The sequence below is a fragment of the Actinotalea sp. genome (genome assembly GCF_035443605.1).
Lineage (GTDB): Bacteria > Actinomycetota > Actinomycetes > Actinomycetales > Cellulomonadaceae > Actinotalea.
The window spans coordinates 7902-27502 of record NZ_DAORSQ010000024.1 but is presented as its reverse complement, the minus strand read 5'-3'; the positions used below and the strand labels follow the sequence as shown (position 1 = coordinate 27502).

The 19601-nt window shown below is 73.3% G+C and carries 19 protein-coding genes; 5 read left to right on the top strand and 14 right to left on the bottom strand.

The window, feature by feature from the left end; all coding sequences use genetic code 11:
* The coding region (locus PKY62_RS04460; RefSeq protein ID WP_324535271.1) for a DNA translocase FtsK 4TM domain-containing protein at positions 1-1470 on the bottom strand (1470 nt) is incomplete at its 3' end.
* Positions 1471-1611: 141 nt separating this feature from the next.
* On the opposite strand from PKY62_RS04460, the gene PKY62_RS04455 reads away from it, so the two are divergent.
* Entirely contained in the window at positions 1612-2478 is an 867-nt protein-coding gene (locus PKY62_RS04455; protein WP_324535269.1) for a DMT family transporter, read from the top strand.
* On the opposite strand, the gene PKY62_RS04450 is transcribed toward PKY62_RS04455, so the two are convergent.
* Genes PKY62_RS04450 through PKY62_RS04435 form a run of 4 tightly spaced genes read right to left on the bottom strand, consistent with a single transcriptional unit; the run spans position 2453 to position 6441 of the window.
* Positions 2453-4138, bottom strand: a complete 1686-nt coding sequence (locus PKY62_RS04450) for a ribonuclease J (RefSeq protein ID WP_324535267.1) — start codon at positions 4136-4138, stop codon at positions 2453-2455. The genes PKY62_RS04455 and PKY62_RS04450 overlap by 26 nt on opposite strands.
* The gene (dapA, locus tag PKY62_RS04445; protein WP_324535265.1) at positions 4138-5046 is read right to left on the bottom strand and encodes a 4-hydroxy-tetrahydrodipicolinate synthase; all 909 of its coding nucleotides are present in this window, start codon (positions 5044-5046) and stop codon (positions 4138-4140) included. The genes PKY62_RS04450 and dapA overlap by 1 nt, the downstream gene beginning before the upstream one ends.
* Positions 5047-5056: 10 nt before the next feature.
* Entirely contained in the window at positions 5057-5641 is a 585-nt protein-coding gene (locus PKY62_RS04440; protein ID WP_324535263.1) for a dihydrofolate reductase, read from the bottom strand.
* Positions 5638-6441: a thymidylate synthase gene (locus PKY62_RS04435; protein WP_324535261.1), complete on the bottom strand. Its 804-nt coding sequence runs from the start codon at positions 6439-6441 to the stop codon at positions 5638-5640. The genes PKY62_RS04440 and PKY62_RS04435 overlap by 4 nt, the downstream gene beginning before the upstream one ends.
* Positions 6442-6498: 57 nt before the next feature.
* Here PKY62_RS04435 and PKY62_RS04430 point away from each other — a divergent pair, with 57 nt between their 5' ends.
* The 4 genes from PKY62_RS04430 to PKY62_RS04415 all read left to right on the top strand — a co-directional run bounded on the left by PKY62_RS04430 (position 6499) and on the right by PKY62_RS04415 (position 9627).
* Positions 6499-7989, top strand: a complete 1491-nt coding sequence (locus tag PKY62_RS04430; protein ID WP_324535259.1) for an NAD-dependent succinate-semialdehyde dehydrogenase — start codon at positions 6499-6501, stop codon at positions 7987-7989.
* Positions 7986-8696 (top strand): AzlC family ABC transporter permease, encoded by a 711-nt coding sequence (locus PKY62_RS04425; protein WP_324535257.1) that lies wholly within the window; start codon positions 7986-7988, stop codon positions 8694-8696. The genes PKY62_RS04430 and PKY62_RS04425 overlap by 4 nt, the downstream gene beginning before the upstream one ends.
* Entirely contained in the window at positions 8693-9007 is a 315-nt protein-coding gene (locus tag PKY62_RS04420; RefSeq protein ID WP_324535255.1) for an AzlD domain-containing protein, read from the top strand. Before PKY62_RS04425 ends, PKY62_RS04420 begins: the two co-directional genes overlap by 4 nt.
* A gap of 80 nt (positions 9008-9087) precedes the next feature.
* On the top strand, positions 9088-9627 hold the full coding sequence (locus PKY62_RS04415) for a GNAT family N-acetyltransferase (RefSeq protein ID WP_324535253.1): 540 nt from the start codon (positions 9088-9090) through the stop codon (positions 9625-9627).
* Between the two features lie 18 nt (positions 9628-9645).
* Here the strand turns inward: PKY62_RS04415 and PKY62_RS04410 are convergent, their stop codons facing one another.
* The 9 genes from PKY62_RS04410 to PKY62_RS04370 all read right to left on the bottom strand — a co-directional run bounded on the left by PKY62_RS04410 (position 9646) and on the right by PKY62_RS04370 (position 19498).
* Positions 9646-10086, bottom strand: coding sequence for a hypothetical protein (locus PKY62_RS04410; RefSeq protein ID WP_324535251.1), 441 nt, complete (start codon positions 10084-10086; stop codon positions 9646-9648).
* Position 10087: 1 nt separating this feature from the next.
* A complete protein-coding gene (dapB, locus tag PKY62_RS04405) occupies positions 10088-10834 on the bottom strand; it encodes a 4-hydroxy-tetrahydrodipicolinate reductase (protein ID WP_324535249.1) in 747 nt (248 codons plus the stop codon).
* 39 nt (positions 10835-10873) lie between these two features.
* On the bottom strand, positions 10874-12190 hold the full coding sequence (locus PKY62_RS04400) for a M16 family metallopeptidase (RefSeq protein ID WP_324535247.1): 1317 nt from the start codon (positions 12188-12190) through the stop codon (positions 10874-10876).
* A gap of 1 nt (position 12191) precedes the next feature.
* Positions 12192-14411 carry a polyribonucleotide nucleotidyltransferase gene (locus PKY62_RS04395; RefSeq protein ID WP_324535245.1) on the bottom strand — a complete coding sequence of 740 codons (2220 nt, stop codon included), beginning with the start codon at positions 14409-14411 and terminating at the stop codon, positions 12192-12194.
* 187 nt (positions 14412-14598) lie between these two features.
* A complete protein-coding gene (rpsO, locus tag PKY62_RS04390) occupies positions 14599-14868 on the bottom strand; it encodes a 30S ribosomal protein S15 (protein WP_324535243.1) in 270 nt (89 codons plus the stop codon).
* Between the two features lie 172 nt (positions 14869-15040).
* Positions 15041-16018 carry a bifunctional riboflavin kinase/FAD synthetase gene (locus tag PKY62_RS04385; RefSeq protein ID WP_324535241.1) on the bottom strand — a complete coding sequence of 326 codons (978 nt, stop codon included), beginning with the start codon at positions 16016-16018 and terminating at the stop codon, positions 15041-15043.
* A gap of 128 nt (positions 16019-16146) precedes the next feature.
* Complete coding sequence (locus PKY62_RS04380) at positions 16147-17070, bottom strand: carbohydrate ABC transporter permease (protein ID WP_324535239.1); 924 nt, start codon at positions 17068-17070, stop codon at positions 16147-16149.
* Entirely contained in the window at positions 17067-18050 is a 984-nt protein-coding gene (locus PKY62_RS04375; protein ID WP_324535237.1) for a carbohydrate ABC transporter permease, read from the bottom strand. The genes PKY62_RS04380 and PKY62_RS04375 overlap by 4 nt, the downstream gene beginning before the upstream one ends.
* A 140-nt stretch (positions 18051-18190) precedes the next feature.
* Positions 18191-19498 (bottom strand): ABC transporter substrate-binding protein, encoded by a 1308-nt coding sequence (locus tag PKY62_RS04370; protein ID WP_324535235.1) that lies wholly within the window; start codon positions 19496-19498, stop codon positions 18191-18193.
* Between the last annotated feature and the right edge of the window lie 103 nt (positions 19499-19601).

The following is a 19601-nucleotide window of genomic DNA, read 5'->3' as shown; positions in this document are numbered from 1 at the left end:
GCTGCGCCGCGCCGCCGAGGAGCGCAGCACGTCGCCGAGCGAGACGGTCTCCCGGTCCGCGTTGGGGATCTCGATGCCGATCGCCGACTTGCCGGGGATCGGCGACAGGATCCGCACGTCGGCGCTGGCCACCGCGTAGGAGATGTTGCGGCTCAGCGCGGTGACCCGCTCGACCTTGACGCCGGGTCCGAGCTCGACCTCGTACCGCGTCACCGTCGGCCCGCGGCTGAAGCCCGTCACCTGGGCGTCCACCTCGAACTGGTCCAGCACCTCGGTGAGCGCCTCGACGACGCGGTCGTTGGCGGCGGAGCGCACCTTGTGGGGCATGCCCTTGGCCAGCGTGTCGTCGGGCGGCAGCGTGTAGATCGTGTCGCCGTCGAGCATCGGCTGCTCGCCGCGCGGCACCCCGGCCGTTGGCGGTGCCGTCAGCGTGCGGTCGGCCGCCACGACGGTCGTCTCGACGTCGTCTGCCGCGTGGTCGTGGTCGACGACCTCGGTGACCCTTGCGGACGGGGCGAGCTCCGCGTGCCCGGGCCGCTCGGCGATCGCCGCGCGCTCGAACGCCTCGTCCCCGGTGGGCGCACCCGGCTCCGTGGGGCTGCCCGCGTCGGTCGCACGAGCACGGGGCCGGCGACCGAGGAGGCCCCTGCGCCCGGCGGCGGTCTGCTGCTCTGCGAGCGTCGGCAGGTCGGCGAGGGACGGCTCGGCCGCGGGCTCGCCGCGCCGCGACCCCGTGAGCCAGCCGTACGCGTGGCGCGCGCGCGGGACGATGAGATGGACCGGGGTGGCGGTGAGCACCAGGAGCCCGAAGAGGCCGAGGAGCACCAGGAGCACCCACGCGACCGGTGTCGTGAGCAGGCTCTGCAGCGGCTCGGCGACGAGATAGCCGAGCACGCCACCGGCGGGGTGCAGCGCGGCGACGCCGGCGTCGAGGTTGGGACCACCGTTCGCCAGGTGGGCCATGCCGCACGCGGTGAGCACGAGCGTGCTCATGCCGATCCCCATCCGGCCGTTGGCCTCGACCTTGTCGGGGTGGCGCATGAGGCGGACGGCGACGGCGAGCAGGAGCAGCGGGACCGCGACCCCGACGAGACCGAAGGTGCCGGCGACGACCTGGTGGATGACGGTGCCTGCCGTGCCGGACAGCCCCCACCACTCGCGGGCGGCGACGACGACGGCGAGCCCGAGGAGGGTGAACGCCGCACCGTCCCGGCGGTGCGCCGGGTCCAGGTCGCGCGCGCCGCGACCGATCCTGCGGCCGGCCCCGCCGACGAGGTGCGCGGCGCCCATCCACGTGCCCCGGACGGCCCGGACGGGCCAGGGGCTGCGGCGCGGTACGGGTGCGGCGCCACCACGCGGGCTGCGAGCACCGCCAGAGCGCGGGGTGGCCGTCGAGCGCTGGGCAGGGGCCTTCGCCGCGCCCGAGCGCGCGGGCGCCGGGGTGCGCGGGGCGGAGGTCCTGGAGGCCATCCGTCCACGGTACCTGCCACCCCCGCGGCGGCCCGGCAGGCGCGGCGCGGGCGCGGGAGGTCGGTGCGGTGCGTCGGTGCGGTGTGCGAGGCTCACCCGCGTGGAGAGCACCCCGGCGGGTCCGAGCACCCGGCGCCCCCGGTGAGCCGGCGCGGCTGGCTGCTGCTCGTCGCGCTGGGCGTCATCTGGGGCGTGCCGTACCTGCTCATCAAGGTCGCCGTCGCGGACGTCTCCCCCGCAGGTGTGGTCCTGGCCCGCAGCGCGCTGGGCGCCGCCGTGCTGCTCCCGTTCGCCCTGCGCGGCCCCGGCTTCGGGGCGCTGCGCGGGCGCTGGCGCGCCGTCGTGCTCTTCGCCGCGCTCGAGATCGTCGGACCGTGGCTGCTCTTCTCCGACGCCGAACGCACCCTGCACTCGTCGACCACCGGCCTGCTCGTCGCCACGGTGCCGATCCTGTCCGTCGTCGTCGGCCGGGTCGCCGGGGACCGCCAACCGGTCGCCGGGGTGCGCTGGGCCGGTCTGCTCGTCGCGCTCGGCGGCGTCGCGGTCCTCACCGGCGTCTCGTCCGACCACCCGTGGCCCGTCACCCAGGTGCTGCTCGGGGCGCTGGGCTACGCGATCGCCCCCGTGGTGGCGGAGCGGGCGCTGCAGGGCGTGCCGGCATCGGTGCTCACCACCGCGTGCCTGGGGATCGCGACCGCCGTGTACGCACCCGTCGTGCTGCTCACGGCACCGCACCCGGTCCCCGGCCCCGCGGCGATCGCCGCCCTGGCCGGCCTCGGCCTCGTCTGCACGGCGCTGGCGTTCATCCTCTTCTTCCGCCTCATCACGGAGGTCGGCGGGCCGCGCTCGACCCTCGTCGCCTACCTCAACCCGCTGGTCGCCGTCGGGCTGGGGGCCGTGGTCCTCGACGAGCCGCTCGGCCCGTCGGTGCTGCTCGCGACGGCGCTCATCGTCGGCGGGTCCGCCGCGGCCTCGCTGCGGCTCACGCCTCGACGACGACCGGGATGATCATCGGGCGGCGGCGCAGGCGGTTCGACACCCAGCGGCCGACGACGCGCCGCAGCACCTGCTGGAGCTGCTGCGGGTCCGCCATCCCGCCGAGGATCGCCGCCTCCAGCGCCTCGACCACCTCCGGGCGCACCGCCGCGAGGGTCGCGTCGTCCTCGGCCACGCCGCGAGCGTAGATCTGGGGCCCCGCGACGACCTTGCCGGTTGCCGAGTCGACGACGACGAAGATCGAGACGAAGCCCTCCTCGCCGAGGATCCGGCGGTCCTTGAGCTCGACGTCGGTCAGCGCCCCGACAGAGGACCCGTCGACGTAGACGTACCCGCACGGCACGGCGCCGACGATGCGTGCGCGGCCGTCGACGAGGTCGACCACCAGCCCGTCCTCCGCGACGACGACGTGGTCGGCCGCGATCCCCGTGCTCTGCGCGACGAGCCCGTTGGCCACCAGGTGGCGCACCTCGCCGTGCACCGGCATGACGTTGCGCGGCCGCAGGATCGTGTAGGCGTACAGCAGCTCGCCGGCGCTGGCGTGCCCCGAGACGTGCACGCGCGCGTTCCCCTGGTGCACCACGGACGCGCCCAGGCGCATGAGCCCGTTGATGACGCGGTAGACGGCGTTCTCGTTGCCCGGGATGAGCGAGGACGCGAGCACGACGGTGTCGCCAGGTCCCACGCGCACGGGGTGGTCCCGGTTGGCCATCCGCGCCAGCGCGGCCATCGGCTCGCCCTGGGACCCGGTGGACATGAGCACCACCTCGTGCGGCGGCAGCGCGTCGACCTCGCGCGCGTCGACGAGGATCCCCTCGGGCACCGTGAGGTAACCCATCTGCGCGGCGACCCCCATGGTCCGCACCATGGACCGGCCGATGAACGCCACCTTGCGGCCGTGGGCGTGCGCGGCGTCGAGCACCTGCTGGACCCTGTGCACGTGCGAGGCGAACGACGCAACGATGACGCGCTGCTCCGCACCGGCGACGATCCGGTCCAGCACGGGCCCGATCTCGCGCTCGTGCATCGTGAACCCGGGGACCTCGGCGTTGGTCGAGTCGACCATGAACAGGTCCACGCCGGCCTCGCCGAGCCGCGCGAACGCGCGCAGGTCCGTGACCCGACCGTCGAGCGGCAGGGGGTCCATCTTGAAGTCGCCGGTGTGCAGCACCGTGCCGCCTGCCGTCCGCACCGCGACCGCCAGCGCGTCGGGGATCGAGTGGTTGACGGCGACGAACTCGCACTCGAACGGGCCGAACCGCTCGACCTCGCCCTCGCGGACCGGCAGCAGGAGCGCCTCGATCTTGTGCTCGCGCAGCTTGGCCTCGGCGAGGGCGAGCGTCAGCCGCGAGCCGATGACGGGGATGTCCGGCCGCAGCCGCAGCAGGTAGGGGACGGCGCCGATGTGGTCCTCATGGCCGTGCGTCAGGACGAGCGCCTCGACGTCGGCCAACCGCCCGGCGATGTGGTCGAAGTCCGGCAGGATGAGGTCGACGCCGGGCTGGTGGTCCTCGGGGAAGAGCACGCCGCAGTCGATGACGAGCAGGCGCCCGTCGATCTCCAGCACGGCCATGTTGCGCCCGATCTCGCCCAGCCCGCCGAGGGCGACCACCCGCAGCACGCCCGGCGCCAACGGCGGCGGCGGCCCCAGCTCGGGGTGCGGGTGCGACATCAGGCCCGGGCCAGCAGCCCCGCAGCGACGAGCGCTGCGCGCACCTCGGCGACCTCCGCCTCGTCCGGCGCCACCTGCGGCAGCCGCATCGTGGCCCCCGGCAGCAGGCCGAGCAGCGTGAGCGTCAGCTTGGACCGCAGCGCCCCGTTGCCGCTGCCGCAGATGAGGTCCACGACCGGCGCGACCGCGAGGAACTGCGTGCGGGCCGCGGCGACGTCGCCCGCGTCGAACGCGCGGATGACGGCCGCGAGCTCGTCGCCGACGAGGTGCGCGGACATGCTCACCAGGCCGACCGCGCCGACCGCGAGGAAGGGCAGCAGCAGGCCGTCGTCGCCCGAGTACCAGGCCAGACCCGTGCGCTCGATGGCCCGCAGCGCACCCTGCACGTCCCCGGTCGCGTCCTTGACCGCCACGACCCGCGCGTGCGACGCCAGCCGCTCGAGCGTGGCCAGGGAGTACCGCACCACGGTGCGCCCCGGGACGTCGTAGAGCATGACGGGCAGGTCGGTGGCGTCCGCGACCGTCACGGTGTGCCGGTAGACGCCCTCCTGGGACGGGCGCGAGTAGTACGGCGTCACGACGAGCAGCCCGTGGGCGCCGGCCTCGGCGGCCTGCTCGGCCATCCGCGCCGCGTGCGCCGTGTCATTCGAACCGGCGCCGGCCACGACGTGGGCGCGGTCCCCCACGGCCTCGACGACCGCGCGGATGAGGTCGGCCTTCTCCGGTGCGTGCGTCGTGGGAGCCTCGCCGGTGGTGCCGTTGAGCACCAGACCGTCGTGCCCGTGGTCCACGAGGTGGGTCGCGAGGCGCACCGCCGCGGCCAGGTCGATCGAGCCGTCGGACGCCATCGGCGTGACCATGGCCGTGAGCAGCGCGCCGAAGGGGCGCTCGGGAGTGGTCGGGACCATGGCCGACAAACTACCGCTCGCCACCGGGACCGGGAGCGGGCGTCCCATCCTCGTCACGGACCGGTGAGGGTTCGCCGGGCGGCACGGGCCGGTCGTCCTGCGGTGCGCGCTCCAGGCGGACGAACCGGTAGCGCAGCCCGTTCGCCGCCACGGCCCAGCCCTGGACCGGCTCGCGCGCCGTCGGACGCCAGCCTGCTCCCGTCAGCGGGGCGGGCGTCCCGCGGCCGACGACCACGTCGACCTGCGTCACCTCGAGGCGGTCAGCGACCGGCAGGAAGGCCGCGTAGACCTGCGCCCCGCCGATGACCCACGCCGCCCGGCCGGCCACGAGCGCCAGCGCCGCCGCGACGTCGGGCACCACGGTCGCGCCGTCGAGCGCCAGTCCCTCGCTGCGGCTCAGCACGATGTTCTCCCGGCCCGGCAGCGGACGGAACCGGGGCGGCAGCGAGCGCCACGTGGTGTGCCCCATGACCACGGGGTGACCGGCGGTCAGGGCGCGGAAGTGCGCGAGGTCCTCCGGCAGGTGCCATGGCAGCGTGCCGTCGACGCCGATGACGCCGTCGGCAGACTCCGCCCAGACGAGGCCGACGGTCACACGGCCACCGGCGCCTTGATCGCCGGGTGGTGCTGGTAGCCCACCACCGCGACGTCCTCGAACGTGTAGTCGAGGATCGAGTCCGCGCGGCGCAGCTCGAGCCGCGGCGGGGCGAAGGGCGCGCGGGACAGCTGCTCGGTCACCTGCTCGACGTGGTTGTCGTAGATGTGGCAGTCCCCGCCGGTCCAGACGAACTCCCCCACGTCGAGGCCCACCTGCTGGGCGACCATGTGGGTGAGCAGCGCGTACGACGCGATGTTGAACGGGACGCCGAGGAAGAGGTCGGCCGAGCGCTGGTAGAGCTGGCACGACAGCCGGCCGTCCGCGACGTAGAACTGGAAGAACATGTGGCACGGCGGCAGCGCCATCTCGCCGATCTGGCCGACGTTCCACGCCGACACGACGTGCCGGCGCGAGTCGGGGTCCGCCCTCAGCCGCTCGACGAGCTGCGTGATCTGGTCGACGTGCCCGCCGTCGGGCGTGGGCCACGAGCGCCACTGCACCCCGTAGACCGGGCCCAGCTCGCCGTCCGGCCCCGCCCACTCGTCCCAGATCGTCACGCCGTGCTCGCGCAGCCACGCGACGTTGGACTCACCACGCAGGAACCACAGCAGCTCGTAGACGATGGAGCGCAGGTGCACGCGCTTGGTGGTGACCAGCGGGAAGCCCGCCGCCAGGTCGAACCGCATCTGCTGGGCGAACACCGAGCGCGTGCCCGTCCCGGTCCGGTCCGCCTTGGGCGTGCCGTGCTCCATGACGTGGCGCAGCAGGTCTTCGTATGGCGTGGCGACCTCGGGCATGGCGCCATCGTAGGCGCCCCCCTGACGGCCGCAGCGGCGCGGGCCATACTGGCGTGCATGGCGACGACGCACCCCTCCGCTGTCCCCCCGCACCTGCCCGCGGACCTGCCCACCGGACTGCTCATCGGCGGCACGTGGCGCCCCGCGTCGGGGGGCGCGAGGTTCGCGGTCCGGGACCCCGCCACGGGCGAGCAGCTCGTCGAGGTCGCCGACGGCACGCCCCAGGACGGGCTGGACGCGCTCACCGCGGCGCACGAGGCGTGGCCGGTCTGGCAGGCCGTGGCGCCGCGTGCGCGGGCCGAGCTGCTCCGCGCGGTGTTCGAGCAGGTCGTGGCGCGGGTCGAGGACTTCGCGGCGGTCATCACCGCCGAGGGTGGCAAGCCGCTGGCCGAGTCGCGCGCCGAGACGCTCTACGGCGCCGAGTACGTGCGCTGGTACTCCGAGCAGGCCGTGCGCATCAACGGGATGACGCGCACCGCGCCGAGCGGGGCGAACCGGCAGATCGTGCTGCACCGCGGCGTCGGGCCGGCGCTGCTCGTCACGCCGTGGAACTTCCCGCTCGCGATGGCGACGCGCAAGATCGCCCCGGCGCTGGCCGCCGGCTGCCCCGTCGTCGTCAAGCCCGCCGGACTGACGCCGCTGACGACGGCGCTGTTCGCCGAGGTGGTGCGGGCGGAGCTCGAGCGGCGCGGCCTGCCGACGGGCGTCATCAACGTGGTCCCGACCTCGTCGTCGAGCCGCCTCGTGTCCCCGCTGCTGGCCGACCCGCGGCTGCGCAAGCTGTCGTTCACCGGTTCGACGGAGGTGGGCCGCGTGCTGCTGCAGGGGGCTGCCCAGAACGTGCTGCGCACGTCGATGGAGCTGGGCGGCAACGCACCGTTCCTCGTCTTCGCCGACGCGGACGTCCCGGCCGCCGTCGAGGGCGCCGTGGCGGCGAAGATGCGCAACGCCGGCCAGACGTGCGTGGCCGCCAACCGGTTCCTCGTGCACGAGTCCGTGGCGCAGGAGTTCGCCACGGGGCTGGCCGCGCGGTTCGCCGCGATGGTCGTGGGGCCTGGCGCGGCCCCCGGTACCACCGTGGGCCCCCTCATCGACGCCGGCGCGGTGGACCGCGTCGCCGAGGTCGTGGCCCAGGCCGTCGACGGCGGCGCGCGCGTCGTCACGGGCGGGGACCGACCAGACCGCTCCCGGCTCGCCGGCTACTTCTACAACCCCACCGTGCTCACGGGCGTCGACCCGTCGGCGCGAGCCGTGCGTGAGGAGATCTTCGGCCCGGTGGCACCCGTGGTGACGTTCTCGACCGAGGACGAGGCGCTCGAGCTGGCCAACAGCACCGAGTTCGGGCTCGTCGCCTACGCCTACACGCGCGACGTCGACCGCGTCTTCCGGGTCGCCGAGCGGATCGAGTCCGGGATGCTCGGGGTCAACCGCGGGATGGTCTCCGACGCCAGCGCGCCGTTCGGCGGGGTCAAGTCCTCCGGGCTCGGCCGCGAGGGCGGGGAGGCGGGCATCGAGGAGTACCTCGAGAGCGTCTACGTCGCCCTGTGACGGGCCCGGAGCCCGCCGAGGACGACGTCGTCCACCGACGGCGCGCGGTGCGACGCCAGGCGCTGTCCGTCGCCACGGCGACCGGGTTGTACGGCGTGTCGTTCGGCGCGCTGGCCGTCGCGGCGGGGCTGAGCGTGTGGCAGGCCTGCGCGCTGAGCCTGCTGATGTTCACCGGCGGGTCGCAGTTCGCCTTCGTCGGCGTCATCGGCGCGGGCGGGACGGGCGTCGCGGCCGCCGCGACCGCCGGGCTGCTCGGCGCGCGCAACGCGCTGTACGGCGTGGCGATGGCACCGCTGGTCGGCGCGCGCGGCCCGCGCGGCTGGGCAGCGGCGCAGCTGACGATCGACGAGTCGACCGCCGTGGCCACGGCCCAGGGGGACCCCGCCGACGCCCGCGCGGGCTTCTGGTGGACCGGCCTCGGCGTCTTCGCGCTCTGGAACGCCTTCACGCTGCTCGGTGCGCTCGTCGGCGACGCGCTGGGCGACCCGACGCGGTGGGGCCTGGACGCCGCCGCGGGGGCGGCCTTCCTCGGGCTGCTGTGGCCCCGGCTCGCCGCCCGCACGGCGCAGCTGGTCGCCGCGGGCGCGATCGCGGTGGCGCTGCTCCTGACGCCGCTCGTACCCGCCGGGCTGCCGATCCTCGCCGCGGCCGTCGTCGCCGTCGTCGTCGGCTGGCGCGAGCCCGGGCCGCGGCTGGTGGCACCGTGAGCCCGGGCGCCCTGTGGGGCGCCGTGCTGGGGGCCGCGGCGGTGACCTTCGCCACCAAGCTGCTCGGCCACCGCGTGCCCGCGCACTGGCTGGCCCGGCCCCGCGTGGCCCGGATCGCCGCGCTCGTCACGGTCGCGCTCCTGGCGGCGCTCGTCGGCGTGCAGTCCTTCACGACCGGGCAGACCGTGGTGCTCGACGCGCGGCTCCCGGCGCTCGCCGCCGCAGCGGTCGCCCTCGCGCTGCGCGCGCCGTTCGTCGTCGTGGTGCTGCTCGCCGCCGTCGTCGCGGCCGTGCTGCGCGCGGTGGCCTGACCGGGACGGACGGACCGGCGCGCGGGCACTCGGGTGAGCCCCGCCGGGCCGGTGCCCGGCCCGGCGGGTAGCCTGCGCCGGTGGCCCTCTTCCGTGATCCGTCCGACGTCTCCGTGCGCCCCGCCACCGCGGCGGACGAGGCGCCGATCACCCGCGCCCAGCTGCGCGCCTGGCGGCAGAGCCACGCCCAGGCGGTCGGCGCGGACGCGCTCGAGCTGCTCGACGCCGGCGTCGTCGCCGCGCAGTGGGCCTCGGCCCTCACCGCACCGCCGTCGCCCCACCACCGTGTGCTCGTCGCGTGCGACGGACCCCGGGTGGTGGGCGTCGTCGCGTGGGCTCCCGTCGAGGCGGGCGTCGAGGTGGTCGCGCTCGAGGTGGACCCGGACCACCAGCGCGGCGGCCACGGCTCGCGCCTGCTGACGGCCTGCGTCGACCTCGCGCGCGAGGCGGGGGCCGAGCACCTGAGCACCTGGGTGCTCGACGGCGACGACGCGCGCGCGCGGTTCCTCGGCTCGGCGGGGCTGGGCCCGGACGGCGCCGTGCGCGAGCTCGGGGTGGCTCCTGGACCCGACGGGTCGGTACGGACCGTGGCCGAGCGGCGCTGGTCCGCGCAGCTCTAGCGGGCTGCGGTCGTCGGCTCAGGCCGCCCTGCGCAGCCGGGCCGCGGTGCGCAGGGCCTCGCGGGCACGCCGCCGGTCGCGGGCCGCGTCGTAGGCGAAGCCGAGGCGGAACCACGCGGCCCAGTCCTCGGGGGCCGCCTCGACGGCCTCGCGCGCGGTGACGAACGCGGCGTCGGCGGCCGCGCGGTCGATGCGCCCGCCGGGGCTGCGAGGCAGGTCGTCGACCGGCAGCGCCCCGTCGGCCGCCAGCTCGTCCGCCATCCGCTGCACGGCCGCCGCGAGCGACCACTCGCGCAGCACGAGCCAGGCGCCGAGCAGCGGCAGCACCAGCACGGCGGCGCCCAGCGCCACCCCGATCGGCTCGCCCGTCCGCACGAGCGACACCCCCCGGCCCGCCACAGCCACGAGGTAGAGCGCGAGCAGGACGGTGAGGACCAGGGCGACGAGAAATCGACGCACGTCAGGCCAGGTCGAGGTAGTCGGCCAGGCCGACGGTCAGCCCGGGACGGTGGCCCACCTCGCGCACGGCGTGCAGCACCCCGGGCATGAAGGACACCCGGTCGAACGAGTCGGTGCGGATCGTCAGCTGCTCCCCCGGGTTGCCGAGCAGCACCTCCTCGTGCGCCACGAGGCCTCGCAGGCGCACGGCGTGCACCCGGACCCCGTCGACGTCGGCCCCCCGCGCGCCCGGGAGCTCCTGGGTCGTGGCATCGGGCATCGGCCCCAGTCCCGCGGCCCTGCGCGACGCGGCGATCCCGGCAGCCGTGTGCCGTGCGGTGCCGCTGGGGGCGTCCACCTTGTCGGGGTGGTGCAGCTCGATCACCTCGGCTGACTCGAACCAGCGGGCGGCCGTGGCCGCGAAGGCCATCGCCAGCACGGCGCTGATCGCGAAGTTGGGGGCCACGAGGACGCCGAGGCGGGGTGCGCCGGCAAGGTGCTCGCGCACGCGACCCAACGCGGCGTCGTCCCAACCCGTCGTCCCGACGACGGCGTGCACACCGGCGTCGATGAGGGCGTGCACGTTGGCCTCGGTGACGCCGGGGACCGTGAAGTCGACCGCGACGTCGGCCGCGAGGCCGGTGAGGTCGTCGCCGGCCTCGATCCGCGCGACGAGCTCGAGGTCGGGCGCCGCATGGACGGCGGTGCACACCGTGCGGCCCATCCGTCCGGCTGCTCCCAGGACGGCGACTCTCAGCGGCTCGTTCACGGGCGCCACCCTAACCGGCCGCACGGGGACGGGCCCATCTCAGCCGCCGAACGGGCCGACCATCACCACGGAGCGCGGCAGCGCGCCGAGCTCCGCGGCCAACGCCTGGACCTCGGCGACGGTCACGGAGCGGATCGCCTCGAGCGACTCGTCCTGGCTCAGCAGCTGGCCGTGCACCAGCTCGGACGTGCCCAGCCGCGACATCCGCGCGCCGGAGTCCTCGAGGCCGAGGACGAGCCCGCCGGAGAGCTGGCCGATGCTGCGGTCCAGCTCTGCGCCCGTGATCCCGTCGGCCGCGAGCCGGTCCCACTCGTCGCCGAGCAGTGCCAGCACCTCGTCGACCTTGCCGGGGGCGCACCCGGCGTACAGCCCGAACAGGCCGGTGTCCGCGTGGCCGGAGGAGAAGCTGTAGACCGAGTACGCCAGCCCGCGCTTCTCGCGGATCTCCTGGAACAGGCGCGACGACATCCCGCCGCCCAGCGCGGCGCTGAGCACGGACAGCGTGAACCGCCGCTCGTCGGTGGAGGTCAGGCCCACCCCGCCGAGGATGACGTTGGCCTGCTCGGTGGGACGCCGCACGACGACCTCCGTCCCGGAGTCCGCGACGTCGAGCACCGCGACGGGGCGGCGCCCGGCGGGCAGCGCGCCCGCGCGCAGGTCCCAGCCACCGGCCTCGAGCGCTCCGACCACCTGACCGCACAGGGCGTCGTGGTCCACCCCGCCCGCGGCCGTGACGACCAGCGTGCCGGGGGTGTAGTGCTCGCGGTAGTGGTCCCACACCGCGTCGCGCGGCACGGCGCGGATGGTGCCGGGCGTGCCGCCGATGGGGCGGCCGAGCGCGTGGGCGCCCAGCACCGCCGCGGCGAACTGCTCGTGCACGACGTCGCTCGGGTCGTCGTCGTTCATCGCGAGCTCTTCGAGGATGACGCCGCGCTCGGTCTCCAGCTCCTCGGCGTCGAGCCGCGCTGAGGTGACCATGTCGGCGATGACGTCGACGGCCATCGGCAGGTCGGCGTCGAGCACCCGCGCGTAGTAGCAGGTGTGCTCCTTGCCGGTGGCGGCGTTGGCCTCGCCACCGACGGCGTCGAACGCCTCGGCGATGTCCATCGCCGAGCGGCGCGCCGTGCCCTTGAACAGCAGGTGCTCGAGGAAGTGCGTCGCGCCGTGGTGGCCGTCGCGCTCGTCGCGCGAGCCGACCCCCACCCATGCCCCGACCGTCGCCGAGCGCAGGCCCGGCATCGACTCGGTGAGGACCCTGACCCCGCCGGGCAGGACGGAACGGCGCACGATGGCGCCGCCGTCCTGCCCGGCGGTCAGCTCGGTGCCGGAGGCATCGAGCGGGAGGTCAAGGGGCACCTCAGGCCTGGTCGCCCTCGGCCGCGGCCGCCGCCTGCGCCTCGTCGAGCACCGCGTGCAGCGAGAGCTTGCCGCGCGGGTCGATCTCGCCGATCTCGACCTGGACCTTCTGGCCCACGGCGAGCACGTCCTCGACGTTCTCCACGCGCTTGCCGCCCACGAGCTTGCGGATCTGCGAGATGTGCAGCAGGCCGTCCTTGCCCGGCGAGAGCGAGATGAACGCGCCGAACGTGGTGGTCTTGACGACCGTCCCGACGAAGCGCTCGCCGATCTCCGGCATCATCGGGTTGGCGATGGCGTTGACCATCGCGCGCGCGGCCTCGGCCGACGGGCCGTCGGTGGCACCGATGTAGACGGTGCCGTCGTCCTCGATGGAGATCTGCGCGCCGGTCTCGTCCTGGATCTGGTTGATCATCTTGCCCTTCGGGCCGATGACCTCACCGATCTTGTCGACCGGGACGGTCACCGCGATGACGCGAGGAGCGAACGGGCTCATCTCGTCGGGCGCGTCGATCGCCTCGTTCATGACGTCGAGGATGTGCAGGCGCGCGTCGCGGGCCTGGGTCAGCGCGCCGGCGAGCACGTCGGCGGGGATGCCGTCGAGCTTGGTGTCGAGCTGGATGGCCGTGACGAACTCGCGCGTGCCGGCGACCTTGAAGTCCATGTCACCGAACGCGTCCTCGGCGCCGAGGATGTCGGTCAGCGCCGCGTAGCGCATCTCGCCGTCCACGTTGTCCGAGATGAGGCCCATCGCGATGCCCGCGACGGCCGCGCGCAGCGGCACGCCGGCGTTGAGCAGGGACAGCGTCGAGGCGCAGACCGAGCCCATCGAGGTCGAGCCGTTGGACCCGAGGGCCTCGGAGACCTGGCGGATGGCGTACGGGAACTCCTCGCGCGTCGGCAGCACCGGCATGAGGGCCCGCTCGGCGAGCGCCCCGTGGCCGATCTCGCGGCGCTTGGGCGAGCCCACGCGGCCGGTCTCGCCGGTGGAGTACGGCGGGAAGTTGTAGTTGTGCATGTAGCGCTTGCGCGTCTCGGGCGCCAGGGTGTCGAGCTGCTGCTCCATCCGGAGCATGTTCAGCGTGGTGACACCGAGGATCTGGGTCTCGCCGCGCTCGAACAGCGCCGAGCCGTGCACCCGCGGGAGCACCTCGACCTCGGCCGAGAGCGTGCGGATGTCCGCGAGGCCACGGCCGTCGATGCGCACGCCGTCGCGCAGCACGCGCTGGCGGATGAGCTTCTTGGTGACGGCGCGCACGGCGGCCGACAGCTCCTTCTCGCGGCCGGCGAACTGCTCGCCCAGCGCGCCCAGCGCGTCGGCCTTGATCTCGTCGAGCCGGCCCTCGCGGGTCTGCTTGTCGGCGATCGTCAGCGCCTCGGCGAGGGTCGCGGACACGCGGCCCTCGACGGCGGCGTAGGCGTCCTCCTGGTAGTCCAGGAACCGCGGGAACTCCTGCACCGGCTTGGCTGCCTTGGCCGCGAGCTCGGACTGCGCGTCGCACAGCGCCTTGAGGAAGGGCTTGGCTGCCTCGAGGCCCTGGGCCACGACCTCCTCGGTGGGAGCGGCGACGCCCTCGTTGGTGATGAGGTTCCAGGCACCGTTGGTGGCCTCTGCCTCGACCATCATGATCGCGACGTCGTCCCCGACGACCCGACCGGCGACGACCATGTCGAAGACGGCCCGCTCCTTGTCGGAGTACTTGGGGAACGCGACCCACTGGCCGTCGACGAGCGCGATCCGCACACCGGCGATCGGGCCGGTGAACGGCAGGCCCGACAGCTGCGTGGACAGCGACGCGGCGTTGATCGCCAGGGTGTCGTACGCGTCGTCCGGGTGCAGGGCCATCACCGTGATGACGACCTGGACCTCGTTGCGCAGGCCCTTGGCGAAGGTGGGGCGCAGCGGGCGGTCGATGAGCCGGCAGGCGAGGATCGCCTCGGTCGACGGGCGGCCCTCGCGGCGGAAGAACGAGCCGGGGATGCGCCCTGCGGCGTACATCCGCTCCTCGACGTCCACCGTGAGCGGGAAGAAGTCGAACTGCTCCTTGGGGTGCTTGCCGGCCGTGGTGGCCGACAGCAGCATCGTCTCGCCGTCCAGGTACGCGACGGCGGAGCCGGCGGCCTGGCGGGCCAGACGGCCGGTCTCGAAACGGACGGTGCGGGTGCCGAAGCGGCCGTTGTCGATGACGGCCTCGGCGAACTGGATCTCGGGTCCCTCCATGGGATGCCCTCCTCGTTCTCGAAGATCCCCGGCATCAGGCGACGGTCTTCGATCGAGGTCCGCGGTGTGCGTCCAGGACGCCTCCGCGAGCCACTACCGAGGACCGGGACGCCTGTTCCGGGCGGTGGGTGTGGTGCAGACCGGATCCGGCCCGGGCCCACGCGGGGCCCGGGCCGGTCCGGGAGGGTCAGCGACGCAGGCCGAGGCGCTCGATGAGGCTGCGGTAGCGGTTGATGTCCACCTTCTGCAGGTAGCCGAGCAGGCGACGACGCTGGCCGACGAGCAGCAGCAGACCACGACGCGAGTGGTGGTCGTGCTTGTGCTCCTTGAGGTGCTCCGTGAGGTCCTTGATGCGCTGCGTGAGCATCGCGACCTGGACCTCGGGCGAGCCGGTGTCGTTCGGCGTCGTGGCGAACTCGGTCATGATGCGCTGCTTGGTGGCGGCGTCGAGGGGCACTGGCTCTCCTTGGTTCTTTGCTGCGCGGTGCTCCGGGGCATGTCCACCCGGGCGCTCTGAGTCCGCGGCCGATCACACGGCCCTTGGATGTTACCAGGAGGTTGCCGGGGGCCCCAACCGGGTCCCTGGCCGTCCGGTCACCTGCGCGTCCGCCGGGGCCGACCGCGTCGCGTCAGAGCGCGAGCCGCACGCGGGTGTCGGCCACGTCGCGCGCCATCTGGACCACGAGCTCGTCGACGGACGTGAAGCGCACCGTCGGGCGCAGCAGCGCGACGAACTCCACGAGGACCTCGTCGCCGTAGAGGTCGAGGTCCGTGCGGTCCAGCACGTGCGCCTCGACCCGGCGACCGTGGCCGTCGAAGGTCGGGTTGGTGCCGATGGAGATCGCGACCGGCAGGCGGTCGGGTGAGCCGGCCTCCGCCGGGACGCCGTCGCGCGGCTGCACGGTGAGCCAGCCCGCGTACACGCCGTCTGCCGGCACCATGCCCACGGCGTCCTGCCCCAGGTTGGCCGTCGGGAAGCCGAGCTCGCGGCCGCGGGCGTCGCCGTGCACGACGACGCCGCGCATCCGGTGCGGGCGGCCGAGGATCTCCGCAGCCCCCGCGACGTCGCCGTCGACGAGCAGCTCGCGCGCCCACGTCGAGGACCAGCGGCGCGGCGCGGCGCCCGGCTGCGCCCCGTGCACGTCCTCGATGACCTGGACGGCGAACCCGTGCTGCGCACCCAGGGCGACCATGGTGGACAGGTCGCCCTTGTTGTCGCGGCCGAACCGCACGTCCCGACCGACGACAACGGTGCTCGCGCCGAGCGCCTCGACGAGGTACCGACGGACGAAGTCCTCCGGCGTGGTGCGCGCGAAGTCCAGCGAGTAGGCGACCACGAGCACGGCGTCCAGGCCGGTCTCGGCGAGCATCTCGAGCCGGTCGGCCAGACCGGTGAGCAGCGGCGGCGCCGTGTCCGGGCGGTGCACCTGGGCGGGGTGCGGGTCGAACGTGACGGCCACGGCGATCCCCCCGATCGCCCGCGCGTCGGCCACCATCGCCGTCAGGACGCTGCGGTGCCCGCGGTGCACGCCGTCGAAGTTGCCGATCGTGACCACGGACGGACCGGTGCCGGGCGGGACCTGGGTCAGGTCGGTCCAGCGGTGCACGCGGTCTCCTGCTCTGGTGGGTGCTCGGTCGGGCGGGTGGGCCGGGACAAGCCTGCCACTGTCCGGGACCTGCCCCGGACACACCGAGGGCCGGGCGCGGTCCCCCACGCCCGGCCCTCGGCCGTACGTCAGCCCTTGACCGCACCCGCCGTCATGCCGCGGACGAAGTACCGCTGCAGGGCGATGAAGACGGTCAGCGGCAGCGCCATCGTGACGAAGGCGCCCGGAGCGAGCAGGTCCCACCGGTCGCCGTACTGACCGAGCAGGCTCGCGAGGTTCTGCGTCACGACCTCGTTGTCGCCACCACCCAGGAAGAGCAGGGCGATGAGCAGGTCGTTCCACACCCACAGGAACTGGAAGATCGCGAACGACGCCAGCGCCGGGACGCTCATCGGCAGGATGAGCCTCCAGAACGTCTGGTAGTGGCTCGCACCGTCGATCTTGGCGGACTCGATGACCGCCTTGGGGAGGGTCGCCATGTAGGCCCGCAGGATGAAGATCGCCAGCGGCATGCCGAAGCCCGCGTGAGCCAGCCACACCGAGGGAAACTCCCCGATGAGGTTGAGCGCACCGAACATCTGCAGCAGCGGGACGAGGGCCACCTGGTTGGGGATGACGAGCAGGCCCACCACGACGACGAACAGCGTGTCGCGCCCCCGGAACTCGGTGAACGTGAACGCGTAGGCCGCCATCGCCGCGATGAGGATCGGGATGACCGTGGCCGGGATCGTGACCGCCAGGCTGTTGACGAACGCGTTGCCCATGCCCTGGGAGAGGACCTCGGTGTAGTTCGACAGGATCCAGTCCGAGCCGAACGGGTTGAACAGCGCGGTCCACCACCCGGTCTCCAGCGCATCGTCCCGGGTGCGGAACGACGTGACGAGGAGCCCGAAGGTCGGGATGAGGAAGCCGATGACCACGACGGTCAGGACGCCCCGCACGAGCCAGTTGGCGCGCGACGGCTCCTTGGGCGCCTTGGCCTTCTTCGGAGCTGTGGTCTGCGGTGCCGTCACGACGGCATCGGTGGTCGGCACGATCGGGGTCGCACTCACTTCATCGCCTCCTCTGCCTTGAACCGCCGGACCTGGTACACCATCACCGGGATGACCGCGATGAGCAGGACGACGACGATCGCGGACGAGCGACCGCTGTCACCGAACTGGAACAGGGTGATGAAGAAGTCGTTCGCGATGACGTTGGTGTTGTACAGGCCGCGTGTCGTCACGTAGATGATGTCGAAGACCTTCATGACGCCGATGAGGATGGTCACGAAGACCGTCACCACCGTGCCCCAGATCTGCGGGACGATGATCTGGAAGAACGCCTGGACCTCGGAGGCGCCGTCGATGCGCGCCGCCTCGATGGTCTCCTCGGGGACGCCCTTGATGGCGGAGGACAGCAGCACCATGGCGTACCCGGTCTGCAGCCAGATGAGGATGACCATGAGCAGCAGGCTGTTGAGCTTGAACTCCTGGTTCTGCAGCCACGTCTGGGGTTCGCCGCCGAAGGCGACGACGATGGCGTTGAGCAGGCCGATCTGGTCCCGGCCGGCCGGCTTCCAGTTGTAGATGAACTGCCAGATGGTGCTGGCGCCGACCATGCTGATCGCCATCGGCAGGAAGATCATCGACTTGGTGAACTTCTCGCCACGCGGGGCGAGCCGGTCGGCGAGGATCGCGACGAGCAGCCCGATGACCACGGCGCTGACCGGGACGATGATGATCCACAGCAGCGTGTTGATCAGGGTCTGGTGGAACGCCGAGTCCGTCGCCAGGTCGGTGAAGTTGGCGATCCCGACGAACGTGTCGCCGCCCTGGTCCATGAAGGCCAGGACGATGGTGCGGATCGCCGGGTAGATGAGGAAGGCCCCGATGAGGAGCACGGCGGGACCGACGAAGACCCATGGCTTGAGCCGGTCGGAGATCTTGGCTGGCAGACGCTCGACGAGTGCGTTGGCGGCCCAGAAGAGCACCAGCACGGAGCCGACGCCGGCCACGATCGCGATGAGCGCGTTGGCAATTTTGATGCCCATGTCCATCCTTCCGAGCGCTCGGACGGCGGGGGCCTCGTTGCCCCTGCACCGGTCACGCTCTGCGGTTGTCAGCTAGGCGTGGTGCCCGCCGGTCGGCGGGGGCAGCGATGCCCCCGCCGACCGGCGGTCAAAGCGTCAGATCAGCTGGCGGGCCAGCTGGCCTCGATCTCGTCGAGCACGGTGTCGAGGTCCTTCTGGCCGCTGAGCCACTCCACCATGCCTGTCCAGAACGTACCGTTGCCGACCTCGCCCGGCATGCTGTCCGAGCCGTCGAAGCGGAAGGTGTCCGCCGTGGTCGCCAGGTCGGCGATCTGCGTCAGCGTCTCGTTGGCGTACTGGCTCGTGTCGAACTCGACGTACGGCGAGAGCCAGGCACCGGACTGGGCCGAGTTCGCACCGAAGTCGGGCGACGCGATGGCCGCGAGGACCGTGGCCGCGTCGGCGTTGTCTGCCGAGAACAGCGCCATGAAGTCGCCGCCGCCGAGGATCGGCTGGCCGTCGAAGCCACCCTCGACCGGCGGGAGCAGGAAGAGGTTGGTGTTCGCGGTCAGGTCGGCCTGGACGTCCTCCGGGAAGAAGGAGGTGATGAAGTTGCCCTGGCGGTGCAGGTAGCAGCCCGGGGTCTCGTCGAACAGCGGGTTGGCCGCGACGTCGAACGTGGTGGCCGCGACGCCGTCGAGCCCGCCGTAGACGTTGCCGTCGGCAAGGAGCAGCTCGCCGACCTTCTCGGCGGCCTCCTTGATGATCGGGTCGTTGAACGGGATCTCGTGGCTGACCCACTGGTCGTAGACCTCGGGGCCGCCCACGCGCAGCACGTACTCCTCGAGCCAGTCGGTGCCGGGCCAGCCGACGTCGACGCCGAAGCACCACGGGGTGGTGCCGTCTGCCTTGATCTGGTCGCTCAGGGCGACGAGCTCGTCGTGCGTGGTCGGGTCGGTGTAGCCGGCGTCCTCGAACTCGGGCGACGGGTACCAGACCAGGGACTTCGCGTTGAACGAGTACGGCAGGCCGTAGACGGTGCCGTCCTGGGTCACGGTGTCGCTCAGGCCGGGGAGCGCGCCGGCGAGGATGCCCTCGACGTCGACGCCCGCGTCGTCCAGCGCGACGATGTCGCCGGAGCCGACCATGTCGAGCAGCAGGCCGGGCTGCGGGTAGATGGCGATGTCGGGGACGTTGCCGCCCTCGACACGGGACTGGATGAGGACCTCGAACTGGTCGGTCGAGACGTACTCGATCGCGATGCCCGTCTCCTCGGAGATCTTCGCGATGTCCGCCTCGAAGCCCTCCTGCTGGGTACCGGAGAAGGCCCCGACGATCTCGATCGGGTCGCCGCCCCCGGTCTCGCCCCCGGTGTCGTCGCCACCATCGCTCAGACATCCGGTGAGAACCAGGGACGTCCCGGCGAGGACGACGCCCAGACGGGCGAACGTGCTCTTGCTGACACTCATGACCGCTCCTTCGCGCTCAACAGGTAGGTACAACGCGCCTAACGTGCCACATCCGGACACCCGACTGGAAGCGCTTTCGGTAACTGTTTGGCAACGATCGGAC